The sequence below is a fragment of the Parageobacillus toebii NBRC 107807 genome, assembly GCF_003688615.2.
Lineage (GTDB): Bacteria > Bacillota > Bacilli > Bacillales > Anoxybacillaceae > Parageobacillus_B > Parageobacillus_B toebii.
Genome location: NZ_CP049703.1, coordinates 2,350,964 through 2,367,855, shown reverse-complemented (window position 1 = coordinate 2,367,855; position 16,892 = coordinate 2,350,964). Strand labels below are relative to the sequence as shown.

General features: G+C 43.6%; 16 protein-coding genes and 2 pseudogenes. 7 read left to right on the top strand and 11 right to left on the bottom strand.

Going from position 1 to position 16,892, the window contains the following annotated elements:
* Positions 1-67: 67 nt before the first annotated feature.
* Positions 68-223: pseudogene (locus DER53_RS17410) on the top strand (hotdog family protein); the annotation flags it as partial.
* Here the strand turns inward: DER53_RS17410 and DER53_RS17405 are convergent.
* Both DER53_RS17405 and DER53_RS12055 read right to left on the bottom strand, forming a co-directional pair.
* A pseudogene (locus DER53_RS17405) lies at positions 217-309 on the bottom strand (metallophosphoesterase); the annotation flags it as partial. The pseudogenes DER53_RS17410 and DER53_RS17405 overlap by 7 nt on opposite strands.
* On the bottom strand, positions 305-805 hold the full coding sequence (locus DER53_RS12055) for a YkoP family protein (RefSeq protein ID WP_244319578.1): 501 nt from the start codon (positions 803-805) through the stop codon (positions 305-307). The pseudogene DER53_RS17405 and the gene DER53_RS12055, both read right to left, overlap by 5 nt.
* Before the next feature lie 67 nt (positions 806-872).
* On the opposite strand from DER53_RS12055, the gene DER53_RS12050 reads away from it, so the two are divergent.
* The 3 genes from DER53_RS12050 to DER53_RS12040 all read left to right on the top strand — a co-directional run bounded on the left by DER53_RS12050 (position 873) and on the right by DER53_RS12040 (position 1,599).
* The gene (locus DER53_RS12050; RefSeq protein WP_062754255.1) at positions 873-1,088 is read left to right on the top strand and encodes a hypothetical protein; all 216 of its coding nucleotides are present in this window, start codon (positions 873-875) and stop codon (positions 1,086-1,088) included.
* Between the two features lie 200 nt (positions 1,089-1,288).
* Positions 1,289-1,459 (top strand): Fur-regulated basic protein FbpA, encoded by a 171-nt coding sequence (locus DER53_RS12045; RefSeq protein WP_073967949.1) that lies wholly within the window; start codon positions 1,289-1,291, stop codon positions 1,457-1,459.
* Positions 1,460-1,461: 2 nt separating this feature from the next.
* On the top strand, positions 1,462-1,599 hold the full coding sequence (locus DER53_RS12040) for a hypothetical protein (RefSeq protein WP_015863765.1): 138 nt from the start codon (positions 1,462-1,464) through the stop codon (positions 1,597-1,599).
* Between the two features lie 166 nt (positions 1,600-1,765).
* Here DER53_RS12040 and DER53_RS12035 read toward each other — a convergent pair whose 3' ends face one another.
* From DER53_RS12035 to DER53_RS12025, 3 genes are read right to left on the bottom strand one after another with little or no spacing between them, the layout of a single operon-like run.
* Complete coding sequence (locus DER53_RS12035; RefSeq protein ID WP_062754257.1) at positions 1,766-2,947, bottom strand: iron-containing alcohol dehydrogenase; 1,182 nt, start codon at positions 2,945-2,947, stop codon at positions 1,766-1,768.
* Between the two features lie 15 nt (positions 2,948-2,962).
* A complete protein-coding gene (gene ahlS, locus DER53_RS12030) occupies positions 2,963-3,811 on the bottom strand; it encodes an AhlS family quorum-quenching N-acyl homoserine lactonase (protein WP_062754259.1) in 849 nt (282 codons plus the stop codon).
* A gap of 24 nt (positions 3,812-3,835) precedes the next feature.
* Complete coding sequence (locus tag DER53_RS12025; protein WP_062754261.1) at positions 3,836-5,269, bottom strand: aldehyde dehydrogenase family protein; 1,434 nt, start codon at positions 5,267-5,269, stop codon at positions 3,836-3,838.
* Positions 5,270-5,499: 230 nt separating this feature from the next.
* Here DER53_RS12025 and DER53_RS12020 point away from each other — a divergent pair, with 230 nt between their 5' ends.
* Positions 5,500-7,209, top strand: a complete 1,710-nt coding sequence (locus DER53_RS12020) for a sigma-54 interaction domain-containing protein (RefSeq protein WP_062754263.1) — start codon at positions 5,500-5,502, stop codon at positions 7,207-7,209.
* A gap of 57 nt (positions 7,210-7,266) precedes the next feature.
* On the opposite strand, the gene DER53_RS12015 is transcribed toward DER53_RS12020, so the two are convergent.
* Positions 7,267-8,316, bottom strand: coding sequence for an NAD(P)H-dependent flavin oxidoreductase (locus tag DER53_RS12015; RefSeq protein WP_062754264.1), 1,050 nt, complete (start codon positions 8,314-8,316; stop codon positions 7,267-7,269).
* Positions 8,317-8,550: 234 nt separating this feature from the next.
* Between DER53_RS12015 and DER53_RS12010 the strand changes: the two genes are divergently transcribed.
* Positions 8,551-9,114 (top strand): Uma2 family endonuclease, encoded by a 564-nt coding sequence (locus DER53_RS12010; RefSeq protein ID WP_062754266.1) that lies wholly within the window; start codon positions 8,551-8,553, stop codon positions 9,112-9,114.
* Between the two features lie 239 nt (positions 9,115-9,353).
* Here DER53_RS12010 and DER53_RS12005 read toward each other — a convergent pair whose 3' ends face one another.
* The gene (locus DER53_RS12005) at positions 9,354-10,118 is read right to left on the bottom strand and encodes an enoyl-CoA hydratase (RefSeq protein WP_062754268.1); all 765 of its coding nucleotides are present in this window, start codon (positions 10,116-10,118) and stop codon (positions 9,354-9,356) included.
* 111 nt (positions 10,119-10,229) lie between these two features.
* On the bottom strand, positions 10,230-11,669 hold the full coding sequence (locus tag DER53_RS12000) for an aldehyde dehydrogenase family protein (RefSeq protein WP_062754269.1): 1,440 nt from the start codon (positions 11,667-11,669) through the stop codon (positions 10,230-10,232).
* 514 nt (positions 11,670-12,183) lie between these two features.
* Here DER53_RS12000 and DER53_RS11995 point away from each other — a divergent pair.
* The gene (locus DER53_RS11995; RefSeq protein WP_062754271.1) at positions 12,184-12,669 is read left to right on the top strand and encodes a GNAT family N-acetyltransferase; all 486 of its coding nucleotides are present in this window, start codon (positions 12,184-12,186) and stop codon (positions 12,667-12,669) included.
* Between the two features lie 37 nt (positions 12,670-12,706).
* On the opposite strand, the gene DER53_RS11990 is transcribed toward DER53_RS11995, so the two are convergent.
* Genes DER53_RS11990 through DER53_RS11980 form a run of 3 tightly spaced genes read right to left on the bottom strand, consistent with a single transcriptional unit; the run spans position 12,707 to position 16,696 of the window.
* Positions 12,707-14,056 (bottom strand): GntP family permease, encoded by a 1,350-nt coding sequence (locus tag DER53_RS11990; protein ID WP_062754273.1) that lies wholly within the window; start codon positions 14,054-14,056, stop codon positions 12,707-12,709.
* A gap of 60 nt (positions 14,057-14,116) precedes the next feature.
* Positions 14,117-15,661: a gluconokinase gene (gene gntK, locus DER53_RS11985; protein WP_062754275.1), complete on the bottom strand. Its 1,545-nt coding sequence runs from the start codon at positions 15,659-15,661 to the stop codon at positions 14,117-14,119.
* 21 nt (positions 15,662-15,682) lie between these two features.
* A complete protein-coding gene (locus DER53_RS11980) occupies positions 15,683-16,696 on the bottom strand; it encodes a LacI family DNA-binding transcriptional regulator (RefSeq protein ID WP_062754277.1) in 1,014 nt (337 codons plus the stop codon).
* Positions 16,697-16,892 lie beyond the last annotated feature (196 nt).

Below are 16,892 nucleotides of genomic sequence, written 5' to 3'. Positions count from 1 at the left end.
ATTATTTAGAGAATTAAGTAAAATATAATCCAAAACAAACAATGAATAAATGAAAGGGGAATAAGAAATAAATTTGAAGCCTGGAGATGTATTTACTTGGCAGCGTACGTTCACAGAAGAAGAAATATTGCAATTCGCCCAATTATCTGGCGACAAGGGAAGACATCATATGGAACGCGATGAGAAAGGGCAACTTATGGTTCACGGGTTATTTACCTTTAGCTTTTGAAATACCTTCAAGTACGGAACTAACTTTGGAATACTTCGTTTACGATCAAGGAAATCTCCGGTTAAGGCAATCAAGTCAAGAGGAAAAACGGAGCTGTGAAACGACAATCATAGGAATAAATGCGATTGTTTTAAACCATTTGTAAAACGGATTCACAATCGAAAATGTTTCAAAACCCAATCGCTCACACCCTTTGTTTAACATTGTAATCCCAATAATTCCTTTAATTTCAGAAAACTGTTCATGATTGCGCAAGTAATTTGCAATATAAGGAAGCCCTTCTTTCACTTGTTCATAAATGTAACGACCTTTTTTAATTTCGCTGTTTAAATGAAGAAGTTCACGAGTTAAACGAATATTATGCAAATGAATTTTTAATAGCAGGTCGTTTTTTTGAATTTTCGTGCCATCTGATAGCACAACTTCTCTTCCTTTATACTTCGTTACACGAACACGAAAAATAGACCGAAAGCCGTTCCATGTATCTTCAACGTACTCAAGCCTTGAACACGCATAATAAATTGGGTCAAATGCGCCCCAAACCGCCAAAGCATACTGCCTCGCTTTCGCTTTCATATGCTCCCCTCTTCCGGTTATTGTTGATTTACATTTACATTGTGAGACATTTGCCCGTTGTTTATAAATGGATAAAAAAGGAGATCAGCAAATAGGAATTGGCGCTTTTACCGAATTGTTAAAAAAAATTTCTCCTAACGATCCGATTGATTATTACGTTCTTTGCGGGAAAAATGAGCAAATGTACAAACAACTGCAAAACGAAAACCACCCGCGCCTCATCCCTCTTCCTTATATTTCGTCGCGTCAGGAGCCGATAGAGATCACTTTTTTAAATTTATAGGAATCATCTTTATTCGTCACCCTCTCCACCCCGCTATGTTATATCTTCTAAATTATACTGATTTTTCGCCATTCATAATTATTTTTGTAAAGAAAATTAACATATTTTTTAATTTTATTGTAAAGTGGTTTAACAAAATTAATGTAGTATGAAGAAAAACATCGTAATATTAAAAGAAATAAATACGCGGAGGGAAAAAGATGGGAAAACTGATGCGCGCAGCAATTACGAAACAAAAGCGATTTTATATTGATAAGCTGTTGCAAACTGGCTTGTTTCACGACTCTGCTGCACTAAAACAATGGACGGTGAGTGAATTGCGGCGCGAATATGAACAGTACGGGATACGAATGAAGAAACGAGGGGAATGAACATGGACCCAAAAGCTCTTGAACTGGCCAGACGGATCGTAGAACTTGATTTGCAGCGCGATGCGATGTTGGAGCAGCTGATTCAATTAATCGGTGAGCGCGCTTATGAAGTGTTGCGTTTTATACAAAACCGCATATGACGCTCGAATAAGAGCGAAGGGAAGCTGTCTGCTTCCCTTCGCCGCTTAACGATATCAAGCAAGTTATTTTTTCTCAATTCGAATCGCCAAATAGAGCAGAAAATTTTCTTTGCCTGCTCACAAGCGTGGAATACTCATGTATTTACGCAAATCCAAACGCACCCTATTATTTCGGTTCCGTTACCACACCCTGAAAAGCGGATTGGTAAATCGTCCGTATATCGTCCTCTGACAGTGGAAGCGGACTGCGTGCAAGCAGTCGTTTCTGCTGAGCGGCATCTTTCGTTAAGCTTTCCAATGCGCTCTCTGGAATGTTAAATCCGCCAAGCGTTCTCGGGATGCCGACATCACGGACGATTCGCTCCAGCTCTTCGACACACCGGTAGGAAGCTTCTTCTTCGGAAAGAAAACTCGAGTTTCCCCCTAGCGCATTTAAAATATCAGCCATCCGTTTCGTGCAGCTTTTGCGGATATATCCCATCACATACGGAAGCAATACCGCATTCGATTCGCCGTGGGCGATATGAAACTGTCCACCGAGTGGATAGGCAAGCGCGTGAACTCCTGCGACGCCCGCGTTGAAAAACGCCAATCCAGCCAAATAGCTGCCGTTGCTCATATCGATCCGCGCTTGTTTATCCGCGCCATTTTCCACTGCTTTCCGCAGCGATCGCGCAATCAAACGAATTGCCTGTAGCGCTAAACCGTCTGACGTCGGGCTTGCGTTGACAGACACATATGCTTCTACTGCATGAGTCAGTGCGTCAATGCCTGTCGCGGCTGTGACGCGAGGTGGAACAGAAATGGTTAGTTGTGGATCGACAATCGCTACGTCCGCTAATAAATAATCATGTGTCACCACATCTTTTGTCGTATCCAAAGAGAGCACAGAAATATTTGTCACTTCTGACCCGGTCCCTGATGTAGTCGGAATTAATATTTTCGGCAGGCCTTTTTTCTCAACTTTTTTCGTTCCCGTTAAATTAAGGTAATCGGCTACTTTCCCTTCATGTGCAGCCAAAACCGCCGCCAGTTTCGCCAAATCCATCGCACTTCCGCCGCCGACGCCGATAATGAGGTCAAACTTTCCTTCCCTCGTAAAGGAAACTAATTTCTCTCCCGTCTCCAGCGGAGGTTCCGGCACTACATCTGTATAAAGCTGAACGTCATACCCACGTTGTGCAAGCGGATCTGTCGCACGTTGAACAAGGCCGATTTTCTCTAACGCTGGATCTGTCACGACTAGTATTTTCTTCGGAGAAAACCTCTCCACTTCCGGAAGCAAGTTATCCAATGCCCCCCAGCCGACATAGTTCAGCGGTGTAAATACAATTCGCGAAACACTCATTTCACTTCTCCTTTCTTACTCGTAATAGCCTTCCGTAGATTTGCGGAACTTTTTGAATTGCTCAGAATCATGACCGAACCATACTTGCGAGTTCGTTTCCCGTGCAATTCTTCGAATTCGTTCGACCGTATTCATATAACCAAGGGAGTCATAAATAATGCCTGGCGGCTTAATTGGCGGCCCGTAGCTTTCTGCTGTATAAATCGCATCCGAAGCGAGAATGATCCCGCCCGTCTCTGGAAGCTCCACATGCAATCCAAGCATTCCCCACGCATGGCCGCTTCCAAAGTTTAAAATTTTGACCCCCTCAGCGAGAATAATATTATCTTCATGACGTTTCACTGTGCGCCATTGGAGGTTATTTTTAATCCATGCATCAATGTCGGCCCAAATATATGCGCCTTCCTTTTGGTTACGAGCATAACATTGAAGAGCGCCATTGAATTCGTCTTCATGTACAATGATCGTCGCGTTTGTAAACATTTCTAGGCATCCTGCATGATCCAAATGTAAATGCGAAGCAATGACATATTTAATATCTTCCGGTCTTACTTTTAACTGCTCTAGCCGATTGTGAAGATAGCATTCTTCGCTTGCCGTCCACGGAAACATTTGTTGAGTCGCTTCCGCCCATCTCCCTTGAGGTCCCATCGAATTTGGATTACAAGCTGTATCAAACAAGATTTTTCCTTCTGGATGATCAATTAAAACTGTATAAATCGGAAACTCCACAAACTCCGTTTGCGCATTCGGGTTATGAATCGTCGCTGGATTATGCATAGCAATCATCCAGTTTTTATCCATTCTCATTCTCCCGTTATCCATTACATAAAGTTTTGGGCGCGATTTTATCATGTTGGACATAGGAACTCTCCTCTCTTTTTTTATTTAAAAATCTGTTTTAATCGAAACAAACTTTAATTCCGTCATTTCTTGTACAGCATATTTAATCCCCTCACGTCCGTAACCGCTTTCTTTCACCCCGCCATACGGCATATGGTCGACGCGGAACGTAGGGATGTCATTGATAATCACGGCACCAGATTCAATCTGCCTCGCTGCATATAAAGCGCGCTGAATATTGGTTGTGTAAATCCCGATATTCAGTCCGTATACAGAATCATTGACCATTTCAATAGCCTCTTGCAATTCTCGATACGGAACGATCGAAACAACCGGCGCAAAAACTTCCTGGCACGAGACTGCCATATCCTTTTTTACGTCAAGCAACACCGTTGGTGAATAGATTGAACCATTTCGTATGCCGCCTAATCCAATTTTCGCTCCGGATTGAACCGCTTCTTCCACCCATGATTCAATGCGCTCCGCCTCTCTTTGGTGAATCATTGCGCTAATGTCCGTGTCTTCATCTAAAGGATCGCCGACTTTTAGCTGCTTTGCACGTTCAATAAAACGTTTGCAAAATTCTTCGTAAATCGTTTCATGTACATAAACGCGCTGAAGCGAAATACACACTTGACCGGCGTAAGAAAACGCTCCTTCCACACATCGCGGAATGACTTTGTCCAGCACAACATCCGGTTCGACAATTAACGCCGCGTTCGAACCAAGTTCGAGCGTCACTTTTCTTAATCCTGCCTTTTGTTTAATGAGTTTTCCGACTGACGCACTGCCGGTAAACGTAATTTTTTTCACTCTTTCATCCATTAACAAGGCATCACTAAGTTCACTACCGCTGCCTGTTATGACCTGCAATGCCCCATCTGGGAGACCTGCTTCTTGAAAAATTTCAGCGATCGCCAGCGCGCTTAAAGGGGTTTGTTCCGCCGGCTTTAATACTACCGTATTCCCCGCAGCAAACGCCGGACCAAGTTTATGGGCAACTAGATTAAAAGGAAAGTTGAAAGGAGTAATGGCCACGACAACCCCCAATGGTTCACGCCATGTCATTCCTATCCTGCCTTCTCCACCGGGAGCGGCATCCATTGGAATCGTTTCCCCATAAATCCGTTTTGCCTCTTCCGCCGCAAATTGGTATGTAACAATCGTTCTCTCCAGTTCCCCTCGGGCAATACGAATCGGCTTTCCTGCTTCCTTAGCAACAATCCGCGCCAACTCTTCCTTGCGTTCTTTCAATAACTGCGCAACCCGGAATAAAATTTCCGAACGTTGATAGGCAGGTAGATTCTTCATCGTTTGAAAAGCTCGATGCGCCCCTGAAATCGCTTTTTCCACATCGCCCGCATCTGCCATACTGATGCGCGCTAATAATTGTCCATCATAAGGGGCGCATAATTCATACGTTCTTTGCTTTTTTACCCATTTTCCATCGATAAATAATCCTTTTGTTTCTTCGAGCATTCGCTTCCCCTCCTTTGTTTTTGTTCATTCAATAATAATGCAAATACCGTGCCAAGACTTAATATATCCATAAAATAAATAATTTTTTAACATATAAACAATAAATATGGTGAAAAAAATCACCGTAAAAAAGGAAAAGCTTGAAAAAACATCGAATAGGATTAGTAGTGATTTTTTTCACCACATGTTGAATTTTTTCACCATTAACAAAAAATAAGGAGGTCCTCTGTATGAAACAAACAATCATCGATCCGCATATATGGGAGAACATTTTTTTCTCCATCCATAACGGGGTCATTGTTGTAGATCGAAACGGGAAAATTTTATTAATCAACGCTTCTGCCAAAAAACTTCTCCAGATAGAAAACGAAAATTGGGAAGGAAAAGATATTCGAGATCTTATTCCAACTACTCAGCTTCCTCATGTGTTAGAGAACGGAACAAGTTCGATTGGAGTAAAGATGAACATCGCGGGACGCCAATGTCTCGTCAATCGAACTCCGTTGTACCGAAATGGCGAACTAATTGGAGCAATCGGTGTCCTCGAAGATATATCGCAAATGGAACACTACCATACTCTTCTTAAGCAAATGGAAACAATTATTGAATTTTCTACAGATGGCATTTATGTTGTCGACCAAAACGGTATAACGACAATGGTAAACTCTGCTTATGAAGCCATTACAGGTTTCCGTCGAGAAGAGCTTGTCGGGAAGCATATGTATGATCTAGTGAAAAAAGGATATATTGATCAATCCGTTTCTCTTCTTGTTTTACAACAAAAAAAACGAATTTCCATTTTGCAAAAAATAGGTGGAAAAAAAGATGTCATTGTCACTGGAAACCCTGTTTTCAACGAACAGGGAGATATTGAAATGGTCGTGACAAGCGTTCGGGACATCTCGCATCTCATCCAAATGAAAACAGAACTAGAAAAAGCAAAAAGTTTCTCGGAAATGAGCCAACACCGCTATACCTTTTCCATCGATGGCTCAAAAGAACAAATCGTCTTTCGCAGCCCGTCTATGAAACAGCTTTTTGATAAAGTCGAACAAATTGCTCCTTACCCTACTACTGTTTTACTAACCGGTCCATCTGGCGTAGGGAAAGAAGTCATCGCCAACTTGATTCATCATCTAAGTCCGCGAAAAAATAAACCATTTATTAAAGTAAACTGTGGAGCTATACCAGAACCATTACTTGAATCCGAATTATTCGGTTATGAAAAGGGAGCATTTACAGGAGCGCGACAAGACGGAAAAATCGGCCTGCTGGAACTAGCAGACAAAGGAACCATTATGCTTGATGAAATCGGGGAAATGCCATTATCCTTGCAAGTAAAGCTGCTGAGAGTATTGCAAGAAAAACAAGTTCAACGAATCGGAAGCCATAAAACAAAAAAACTAGATGTGCGTATTATCGCCGCAACAAACCAAAATTTGAAAGAGCTTATTTCACAAGGAAAATTTCGTGAAGATTTATATTATCGGCTACAGGTCATCGACATGTATATTCCTCCATTGGCTGAACGACCTGAAGATATCGAGCCGTTAATTGACCATTATTTTTCATTTTATTGCAAGCTATACCGCATCAATAAACATTTATCTCCTAAAACAAAAGAGATTTTGCAACGTTATCACTGGCCTGGAAATGTAAGAGAGCTGAAAAACCTTATGGAAAATATGGTCGTTTCCATCCCATCCCAACTCATCGAACCTCACGACCTTCCATTGCACATTTATGACCAAACGACAGATACGCCCCCACTCACGCTCAAAGAACGCGTCGAACAGTTTGAAAGACGCCTCATCCAAGAAGCAATTGAAAAACATACATCGCTGCGTAAAGCAGCAAAACAATTAGGAATCGATCATTCCACACTCGTGAAAAAACTTAAAAAGTGGAAGAAAGATGAAAAAACGTTGCGCCGGTGCTAATGCACCGGCGCGTTGTCGCTTCTCGGGAAAAATGTTAAATTGTACCCATATAAATCATCATAACAACCTATTCATCCCCTCTACCACTTCCTTAACCTCTTTCATCAACAACCTCACAAGCTCCCCCGCTGGCATATCTTTCGCCAAACGATATCCTTGTCCCGCCCATAAGGACATCATTTGCGGATCGCTTGCTTGGGCGGCTGCTTTGCGAAGATGCTTTGTCATGTGATGAATGTGCGGATACGCCGCAGGGGCCAGTTTATCATATTCGATCAGAAAACGATTTACTAATCCGCGCGCAGGACGTCCTGTAAACGCACGGGTGACGGCAGTTGCTTGAAATTGCAGGTCAATGAGCGCGTTCTTATGCAACGGATTCGCCCCACTTTCCGGGCAGCGTAAAAATGCTGTGCCCAATTGGGCAGCGCTCGCTCCGGCCGCAAGCACCGCGGCAATATCGCGTCCATGCATGATGCCGCCAGCGGCAATGAGCGGGAGGTCTACTGCCTCGCGAATTTGCTGCAGCAACACAAGCAAACTTACATTCTCATCTGCCGTTTCATCATTGCGAAACGTCGCGCGGTGTCCTCCCGCCTCCAGCCCTTGCACACATAATGCGTCCGCTCCTTGCTGTGCCGCGATTTGCGCTTCGGTTTTAGAGGTAACGGTGACAATGACAAAGGAACCATTGTCTTTGAATTTGCTGATGACCTCGGACGAAGGGCAGCCAAATGTGAAACTAACGACAGGGACTTTTTCTTCATACAAAACAGAGAGTTTCGCTTCCCAATCGTCATCATCCCATTTTGCTTCCCCAAGCGTTGCACTAAAACGCTCTGCTTCTTTTTCCAATACTTGTTGATAGCGAAGAAGCGCTTCCATATCAACATCCTCTTCATTTGGCACAAACACATTGACACCAAACGGGGCATCCGTTAGTGTGCGAATCGTCATAATCTCCTTTCGCATCTCTTCCGCCGTTTTATAACCTCCAGCTAAAAATCCGAGCCCACCTGCATTCGATACAGCCGCGGCTAGCTTTGGAGTTGAAACTCCTCCAGCCATTGGTGCTTGGATAATGGGAACTGAAAGTGTATGCAGCATTTTCCTCACCTTTCTCCATAAAGTAGCTTCATATAAGTCTTCACAATATATCCACAAAATTCCTGCAGAAAAAATTATGTCTAAGAGTCTTATCCATGATTCAATGCTAGTAAATCATTTTTGCGATCAACTTTTTGAAAAAACAATGCCATGTTCTGAAAAAACATAATTAAAACGAATAATCGTCGTTTATAATATAAGCAAGAAGCAAAAACAAAGGGGGTGGATGTTGTTATGAGCTTCCCCGAGCAAGATTTTGTCTCTCTCGGAGAATTTTACAAAATGAGAGAAAATACTGAAAGGATATTAGAATATATTGACGGCATTGTCTTTATGTCACCATCGCCTTCTACTAAACATCAACGAATTTCAGGAAGACTTCACGCTAAATTATTCAATTTTTTAGAAGGCAAAGATTGTGAAGTGTTCCACGCACCTTTTGACATAGAACTAAAAAACGATAAAATGGAAGGAACGAAAATAGTGGTCCCTGATTTATCGGTTATATGCGATAAAAGCGGATTGATGGAAAATAAATTTGTTGGAGTTCCAACACTCATCATCGAAATATTAAGCCCCTCTAACCAATCCCACGATCTCGTTTTTAAACTGAACTTATATATGCAATATGGCGTAAACGAATACTGGATCGTCAATCCAATGCTAAATATTGTTCAAATTTATTCCCTAAATGATGAGGGGCAATATCAACAACTGGATGCGCTGAAGGAAAAAGGGATAGCTCGATCCGAGGTGCTAAAAGGATTTCAAATCAACTTAGAAGATCTTTTCAAATGAATAATTAAGAGCCGTCCTTAATATCAGGCGGTTTTTTCTGTCCTATACAACAACTCCATTACTGGCAAGGTATATATTCTTAGCTAAATGATAGCCTCGTACCGTCAATAATTTTTCAAATACTTACAAAAAAACAATGAATCTTCTACATCATTAAGCATTTTATGAAGCGACGTTCTTAACAGAAAACAGCCCTTGTCTAAAATCTTTCCAAAGATTTTAGACAAGGGCAAGCCCTATTATTTCCCCTGAAACTTCGGCTTCCTCTTTTCTAAAAATGCGCGGACGCCTTCGCGATGGTATTCGGTTTGCCGCATTTTTTGCTGCGCCTCTGTTTCAAGCTGAAGCACTTTTAACAATTCATCTTTTGTCAACTTGGCGTACAACGTTTTCGTGGCGATCATTGCCTGAAGCGGTTTTGCTTGCCATTCAGCGATTTTTTGTTCGATTTGTTTTTCATCTTCGGCGACAAAGTCAACGATGCCAAGCTGGTACGCTTCTTCGGCGTTCATTGGCTTTCCTTCCCAAATAATGTGTTTTGCTTTCACTTCACCGACTCGTTTCGCCAAATGAAAATGCCCGCCGCCGTCTGGGATGAGGCCAATGCCGATAAAATTCATCGCTAAGCGTGCTTCTTTTGTCGCGATGACATAGTCGCTTGCCAAAGCAAAACTTAGTCCTAACCCCGCCGCTGGCCCGTGGACAATGGAAACGACGATTTTCGGCAAGTTGTATAATGTCATAATGACTTCTTGAATGGTGTTCATAATTTCAGGAAATTTTTCTGGGGCATCTACACTTAGCATCGTTTTAATATCGCCACCGGCGGAAAATCCTCTCCCTTTTCCGCGAATGAGAACAATCAACGCATCGCTTTGTTCAATTTCACGCAGCGCTTTTAGTAATTCATTTAGCATTTGCTCATTCATCGCGTTTAACGAATCTGGGCGATTTAGTTCCAATACGGCTACATTTCCTGAAAACGAAAGTACTACTGTTTCCATGTTCATCCCCCTTGTTTGACCAATTTCCCCTTATTAAATTCCTCACTGCATCCTAAAATTCCTTTTTTTCAGAAAAAAACGTACCACCATCGAAGGTGATACGGATGATGATTAACGATTGCGATTGAAAATAACGAGTTTCAATTCCGTCATTTCTTCAATTGCATAACGAAGCCCTTCGCGGCCGATTCCGCTTTCCTTGACGCCGCCGTATGGCATATGATCGACACGGAAGGTCGGAATATCGTTGATGAGTACACCGCCGACATACAATTTTTCTACCGCTTCCCATGCGACATGTACGTTATCCGTATATACACCTGCCTGCAATCCGTAGCGTGAATCATTGACGAGCTCAATCGCCTCTTCAATCGAACGAACGCGGTTAATGAGAACGATTGGCGCGAATACTTCCTGACACGATACTTTCATCGTTGGTTTTGCGTCTAAAATCACCGTTGGAAGCAAGATGTTTCCATCCCGTTCGCCACCAAGCGCAACGGTCGCTCCGCCTTGTTTAGCCTCCTCGATCCATTCCAATGCCCTCTCGACGTCTTTTGGCGTAATTAATGCCGAAACATCGGTGTTTGGATCCAATGGGTCGCCCACTTTCAATTGTTTCGCCGCAGCGATAAATTTTTCGACAAACTCCTCATACCGCTTTTCATGCACGTAAATGCGCTGAAGCGAAATGCATACTTGCCCTTGGAACGAAAATGCACCAAAGACGCAACGTGGAATTATTCGATCGATGTCCACTTGTTCATCGACAATGACCGCGGAATTGGAGCCAAGTTCGAGTGTTACCCGCTTTAACCCCGCTTTATTGCGAATGCCGATTCCCACTTCCGGGCTGCCGGTAAAGGTGATCATGCTGATGCGCGGGTCTGTTACGATTTTATCGCCAACGGTTTTTCCGCTTCCCGTTACGACGTTTAATGCTCCTTTTGGAAGCCCTGCGTTTTCAAATAGTTCCGCGATAAAGTAAGCGGAAAGCGGCGTTTGGCTTGCCGGCTTTAACACAACGGTATTTCCGGAAGCAATCGCTGGACCTAGTTTGTGCGCAACAAGGTTCATTGGAAAGTTAAACGGCGTAATCGCGCCGATAACCCCAATCGGTTCTCTGACGGTGAAAGCAACGCGATTTTCCCCGCCTGGCGCAGCGTCAAGCGGAATCGTTTCGCCGTGAATTCGTTTTGCTTCTTCCGCGGCAAATTTATACGTTTGAATCGTCCGCGCTATTTCTCCTTTTGCCGTCGTAATCGGTTTTGCCGCTTCGAGCGCAATGATCCGCGCCGCTTCTTCTGCTCGCTCTTGCAGCTGTGCGACTACTTTTTCTAAAATCTCCGCCCGTTTGTATGCCGGCATGCTGGCCATTTCTTTTCTCGCTTCATACGCTGCAGCAATCGCCTCTTCGACTTCCTCTTCCGTCGCCACAGGAATTTCTGCCAACGCTTCACCCGAATAAGGAGATGTTAATGTGGTATACGATTTTGCTTCCACCCATTCTCCATTAATATAAAGTTTCTTTTTATCCACGGTCGTTTTCATCGTTTCCCTTCCTTTCTTCCTGTTTTTAATCTCCTATTTCTTACATTACAACATGACGCTAATTTGGCTAATCGTTTTCTCTACACCTCCAACTGCCGGGCAATAAATAATAGTAAAAAAGTTTGCAAGCAGACACTGCGCACTTTTCGCTGTTGACACGCAACTGTTAATTCTTTATTCGGCATTTTATTTTGGAATCCTTCTCAAGTTCTTCAATGGCTTGTGCACAGCAACAATATGTCTTGCGATGTTGCTGACACGTCTTTGCGTTATACCTAATAGCTCTTTCATATGAAAACAGAACATGCATTCCTATGAAATGGTGCGTCGCCCTTATATTAATTATAGGAAAAAACACGTTCGCAAATATTTTTGTTCGCACTAGGCTCTTGCTTCAAGCATTGTGACAACTCATATCCAGACAATCCTCCCTATCCGAGACATAAGCAGACAAAGAGGCCTTGTTTCTTGTATGATAAAATTAATACCAATCATAGCAAGGAGTGTCAGGAGTATGAACATTATACCTACCCATCTTCTTGACCGCTCAACTGTAAAGCAATTTTTTATCACCCATTGGGGAAGCCCGCAAATGGTCGTTTCAACGGGAGTGTATGATTGCAGCGAGCTGGACGGTTTTGCCGCGGTCCAGGGCAATGGGGAAATAGCTGGGCTGATCACCTTTGTCATCCGTGGTGAAGAATGCGAAATCGTTTCGCTAGATAGCGTGATCGAAAACCACGGAATCGGCAGTGCTCTTTTGAAACAAACGGAAACATTCGCCGCGCAGCATGGATGTAGCACGATCCGCTTAATCACAACGAACGATAATTTACACGCTTTGCGCTTTTATCAAAAACGGGGTTACCAGATTGTCGACGTTTTCCCGAACGCCGTGGAAAAAGCAAGACAAATGAAACCGAGCATTCCGCTCGTTAGCGCAGACGGCATTCCGATTCGGGATGAGTTTTTGCTTGTAAAACAGCTTCACACATCATAAAAACACATCCCCGTCCTATTGATGGGGATGTTCCTCCTTAAACTATAGCGTTCAACAATACGATGAACACAAACGCGGCAATGGAAATAATCGTCTCCATCACGGTCCATGTCATCAACGTTTCTTTGACAGTCATTCCGAAATACTCTTTAATCATCCAGAAGCCAGAGTCATTGACATGTGATAGAATGAGAGATCCAGCTCCCGTCGCTAATACGAGCAATTCTGTGTTCACACCAGGCATGCTGGCGGCAATTGGGGCGACAATGCCGGCCGCAGTCATCATCGATACCGTCGCAGAACCTGTCGCGATCCGGATAAGCGCGGCAATCCCCCATCCTAATAGGAGCGGAGACAAATGGGAATGCTTCGCTAAATCGGCGATTTGCTCGCCAATGCCTGAGTCAAGGAGCACTTTATTGAACGCTCCGCCAGCGCCGATAACTAGTAAAATATTCGCAACTGGACCAAGGCAGTCGTTCGCAAATTTTAACACTTTATCGCGATTAAAGCCGCGCACGTAGCCAAGGCTGAAGAATGAATAAATCGTTGCGATTAACAATGCAACGATCGGATCCCCGATAAATCGCAGCACTTTAGACGCATCAGACGTTTGATCCAACGTTACATTGGCAACAGAAGCGATTAACATCAAAATAACCGGAAGCAAGATGGTGAATAATGTGTTTCCGAAGCCAGGCAAATCTTTCGTTTCTTTATGCTGCACAAGCTGTTCGGCAATTTCTGCCGGCACTTTTTTATGCATGCGCGACCCAATCCATTTTCCAAAGAGCGGGCCGGCGATAATCGCTGTCGGCAGCCCGACAATAATCGAGTAAAGAATCGTCATTCCAACATCTGCTTTAAATATACCGACTGCGGCCATCGCAGCTGGATGAGGCGGCACAAGCCCATGCACAACCGACAATCCAGCAACAAGCGGGATTCCAATCGTCACGAGCGAAATCCCCGTCTCCATTGCAATCGTAAATACAAGCGGAATTAATAGCACGAATCCTACTTGGAAAAATACAGGGATACCTACTAAGAATGCTACGACCATCATCGCCCAATGGACGCGTTTTTGGCCAAAACGGTCAATCAATGTTTTCGCAATGCGTTCGGCGCCGCCGGACTCTGCCATCATTTTTCCAAGCATCGTCCCGAGCGCCAAAACAATCGCTAAAAAGCCAAGCGTATTTCCAAGACCAGTTTTAATCGAATCAATAATTCCCGGCGTTTCCGGTGATGGCGCGACCAGCGGCATGCCCATCGCAAGCCCGACACCAACGGACGTTAAAATTAAGGCGACAAACGGATGCATTTTCGCAACCGTAATCAATAACAGCAATACAACAATCGCTGCAATGACAATAGCAATTCCCATGTTTGTTTCCCCCTCTGTTGTTCTTGATGTGAACTAAACCGATTTAGTAATGATGCATAACTATGAATTCTTCCGTTGAAACGAAGCAATAACATCAAATTCATCTTTTAATCGATCGTATAACCGCATATACATATCAAACAGTTCTGAATAAATAAGGGTATTTTCTTGATTTGGCACATGGCGTGATGTAATTTGAATCCAAGTTTTCACCGTATCTAGTGATGGAATGTCGCCAAGCGCATACAAAGCAAGCGCTGCGGCTCCTAATGCGGAAGCTTCGTGCGTTTCTGGGACAAGCAGCTCTTTCCCCATCATATCCGCAAGCATTTGGCGCCAGAACGGTGATTTCGCAAAACCGCCTGATACACGAATTTCCGACAGCGGTCCTGTAACATCACGAATCGCCAAGGCAACAGAAAAGACGCTCATGCACACACCTTCCATCACCGCGCGAATAAAATGTTCCCGCTTGTGATGAAGACTGATGCCGAAAAATGTCCCTCTTGCGTTCGCATTCCAGTACGGCGCCCGTTCACCGGATAAAAACGGCAGAAACAAAAGCCCTTCCGAACCTGCCGGAACCCGTTCCGCATATTTTGTAAGCAAATCATACGGATCAATGCCGAGCTTTTTCGCCACTTCACGTTCCTGGCCGCCAAATTCATCACGGAGCCATCTTAGCAAAATGCCGCCGTTATTCGTCGGCCCACCGACGACCCAATGGTTTGGTGTCAGCGCGTAACAAAACGTTCTCCCTTTTTCATCTGTTTTCTGAACAGAAGAAATCGTACGCACCGCACCGCTCGTTCCGATCGTAATCGCCGCTTCCCCTGGTAAAATCGCCCCGACACCAACGTTGGCCAGCACCCCGTCACTAGCCCCGACAACGACAGGTACGTCCGGATCCAAGCCCATTTGCTGCGCCCATTCTTTTTTCATCCCTCGCAATATGTGTGTCGTTGGCACTAAGCTTGACAACTGCGCTCTTGTAATACCGAGAAACTCGAGAACATCCGCATCCCAGTCAAGCGTATCTAAACGAAACAGCCCCGTTGCTGAAGCGATCGAATAGTCGACAACGTATTGACCGTACAATCGGTACAACACATATTCTTTCATGGACACAAATTTATGTGCTTGACGAAATAAATCCGGCTGTTCTTCTTTTAGCCAAAGCAATTTCGGAAGCGGGGACATCGGATGAATCGGCGTTCCTGTCCGCTTATAAATATCCAATCCATTCATTTCATTCAAAAGACGATCTGCCTGTTCAACACTGCGATTATCCGCCCAGATGATGCAGCGGGTAAGCGGGCGTCCTGAGGCATCAAGCGCCATTAAAGAATGCATCGCCGCGCTAAATCCGATCGCTTTCACCTGATTAGAAGCAATATTCAATTTCGACATGACAGCGTTTACAGTTTGGACAACAGCCGAGAAAATCTCCTCTGGATTTTGTTCCGCCCAGCCTGGATGGGGCTGTACAATCGGATAATCAATCGCATGGGAGGCAAGCACTCGCCCCTGTTCTCCAAACGCTACCGCTTTTGTGCTCGTCGTTCCGATATCGACGCCAATCACAATTGGTTGTCCTTCTTTCATGTTGATTCCCTCTCTTTCCTATTACGTTTTTTCTTTTACCGATCCTCGTTCGATAAACGTAGGCGGAAAGCGAAAAATTTGCGGTTGATGCTTTTTTTCTTTTGTGATCTGCAGAAACAAGCGCTCTGCCGCTTTTTTTCCCATCGCAAACGTCGGTTGTGCGATTGTCGTCAGCGTCGGTGTATAGACATGGGCAAACGGAACATCGTCAATGCTAATGATGGCCAGTTCATCAGGAACCTTAATATGATTATCTTTAATAAAATATAAAACTTCCATCAACGTTAAGTCATTAATCGCAAACAACGCTTCCGGAGGACGACCAGAAGCAAATAATTTCGCTAATCCATTCTGAATAGATGGGATTTTCATTGTGATAAAATAATCATCAACAACTGGAAGCCCTTTTTCCACTAACGCTTGCCGGAATCCTTCAATGCGCTCCACCCTTGGAATGACATGGGAAACAAGCGGAGGAGCAACGACTCCGATGCGTTGGTAGCCACGGTCAGCAAAATATTCGACCGCTAATGCGGCAGCTTTTTTATTATCAAGCAAGATCGCATCCGCTTCAATCCCCGGAACCATCCGGTCCACAAACACGAGCGGAAATCGCTCTTTGACCATTTTTTGATATATATCGGTATTTTTTCCTGTTGGGAAAACGATCAAGCCATCGACTTGTTTCGCGAGCAACATCTCAATATATTTTTTCTCTTTTTCCGGATCGTCATCGGAATTGCAGACAATGACATGAAAGCCGCGCTCTTGACATGCTTCCTCAATGGCATGCAGCACCTGCGTCGTAAGCATGTGCAAAATATTGAAGACAATGACTCCGATTGTCATTGTTGTTTTCTGTTTTAAGCTGCGAGCAATAATATTCGGTTGATATCCTAGCTCTTCAATTGCTCGAGCAATTCGTTTTCTCGTTTCTTCGCTCATATATTCATAACGTTTATTTAAATATTGCGATACGGTGCTTTTCGAAACATTGGCTAACTTCGCAACGTCGGCCATCGTTACTTTCTTCAAGGGGATCCCTCTTTCATTACTAAATCGATTTAGTATTTAGAAACGTTTTCATAAACCGGTTTAGTAGAATTATAAAACAAATTGAAAACGTTTTACAACCATATTTTAAAAGAAAAAAATAAACATATTTAACGAAATATTTACATTATTTAAAAAATAAGTTAACAAATCAATTTTATGATCATAATAAGTACAT

Excerpts from the sequence above, each read along its gene's own strand:
- DER53_RS12055 (WP_244319578.1), bottom strand. The coding sequence starts at position 805 with ATGAAAGCGAAAGCGAGGCAGTATGCTTTGGCGGTTTGGGGCGCATTT.
- DER53_RS12050 (WP_062754255.1), top strand. The coding sequence starts at position 873 with ATGGATAAAAAAGGAGATCAGCAAATAGGAATTGGCGCTTTTACCGAA.
- DER53_RS12045 (WP_073967949.1), top strand. The coding sequence starts at position 1,289 with ATGGGAAAACTGATGCGCGCAGCAATTACGAAACAAAAGCGATTTTAT.
- DER53_RS12040 (WP_015863765.1), top strand. The coding sequence starts at position 1,462 with ATGGACCCAAAAGCTCTTGAACTGGCCAGACGGATCGTAGAACTTGAT.
- DER53_RS12035 (WP_062754257.1), bottom strand. The coding sequence starts at position 2,947 with ATGAGTGTTTCGCGAATTGTATTTACACCGCTGAACTATGTCGGCTGG.
- ahlS (WP_062754259.1), bottom strand. The coding sequence starts at position 3,811 with ATGTCCAACATGATAAAATCGCGCCCAAAACTTTATGTAATGGATAAC.
- DER53_RS12025 (WP_062754261.1), bottom strand. The coding sequence starts at position 5,269 with ATGCTCGAAGAAACAAAAGGATTATTTATCGATGGAAAATGGGTAAAA.
- DER53_RS12020 (WP_062754263.1), top strand. The coding sequence starts at position 5,500 with ATGAAACAAACAATCATCGATCCGCATATATGGGAGAACATTTTTTTC.
- DER53_RS12015 (WP_062754264.1), bottom strand. The coding sequence starts at position 8,316 with ATGCTGCATACACTTTCAGTTCCCATTATCCAAGCACCAATGGCTGGA.
- DER53_RS12010 (WP_062754266.1), top strand. The coding sequence starts at position 8,551 with ATGAGCTTCCCCGAGCAAGATTTTGTCTCTCTCGGAGAATTTTACAAA.
- DER53_RS12005 (WP_062754268.1), bottom strand. The coding sequence starts at position 10,118 with ATGGAAACAGTAGTACTTTCGTTTTCAGGAAATGTAGCCGTATTGGAA.
- DER53_RS12000 (WP_062754269.1), bottom strand. The coding sequence starts at position 11,669 with ATGAAAACGACCGTGGATAAAAAGAAACTTTATATTAATGGAGAATGG.
- DER53_RS11995 (WP_062754271.1), top strand. The coding sequence starts at position 12,184 with ATGAACATTATACCTACCCATCTTCTTGACCGCTCAACTGTAAAGCAA.
- DER53_RS11990 (WP_062754273.1), bottom strand. The coding sequence starts at position 14,056 with ATGGGAATTGCTATTGTCATTGCAGCGATTGTTGTATTGCTGTTATTG.
- gntK (WP_062754275.1), bottom strand. The coding sequence starts at position 15,661 with ATGAAAGAAGGACAACCAATTGTGATTGGCGTCGATATCGGAACGACG.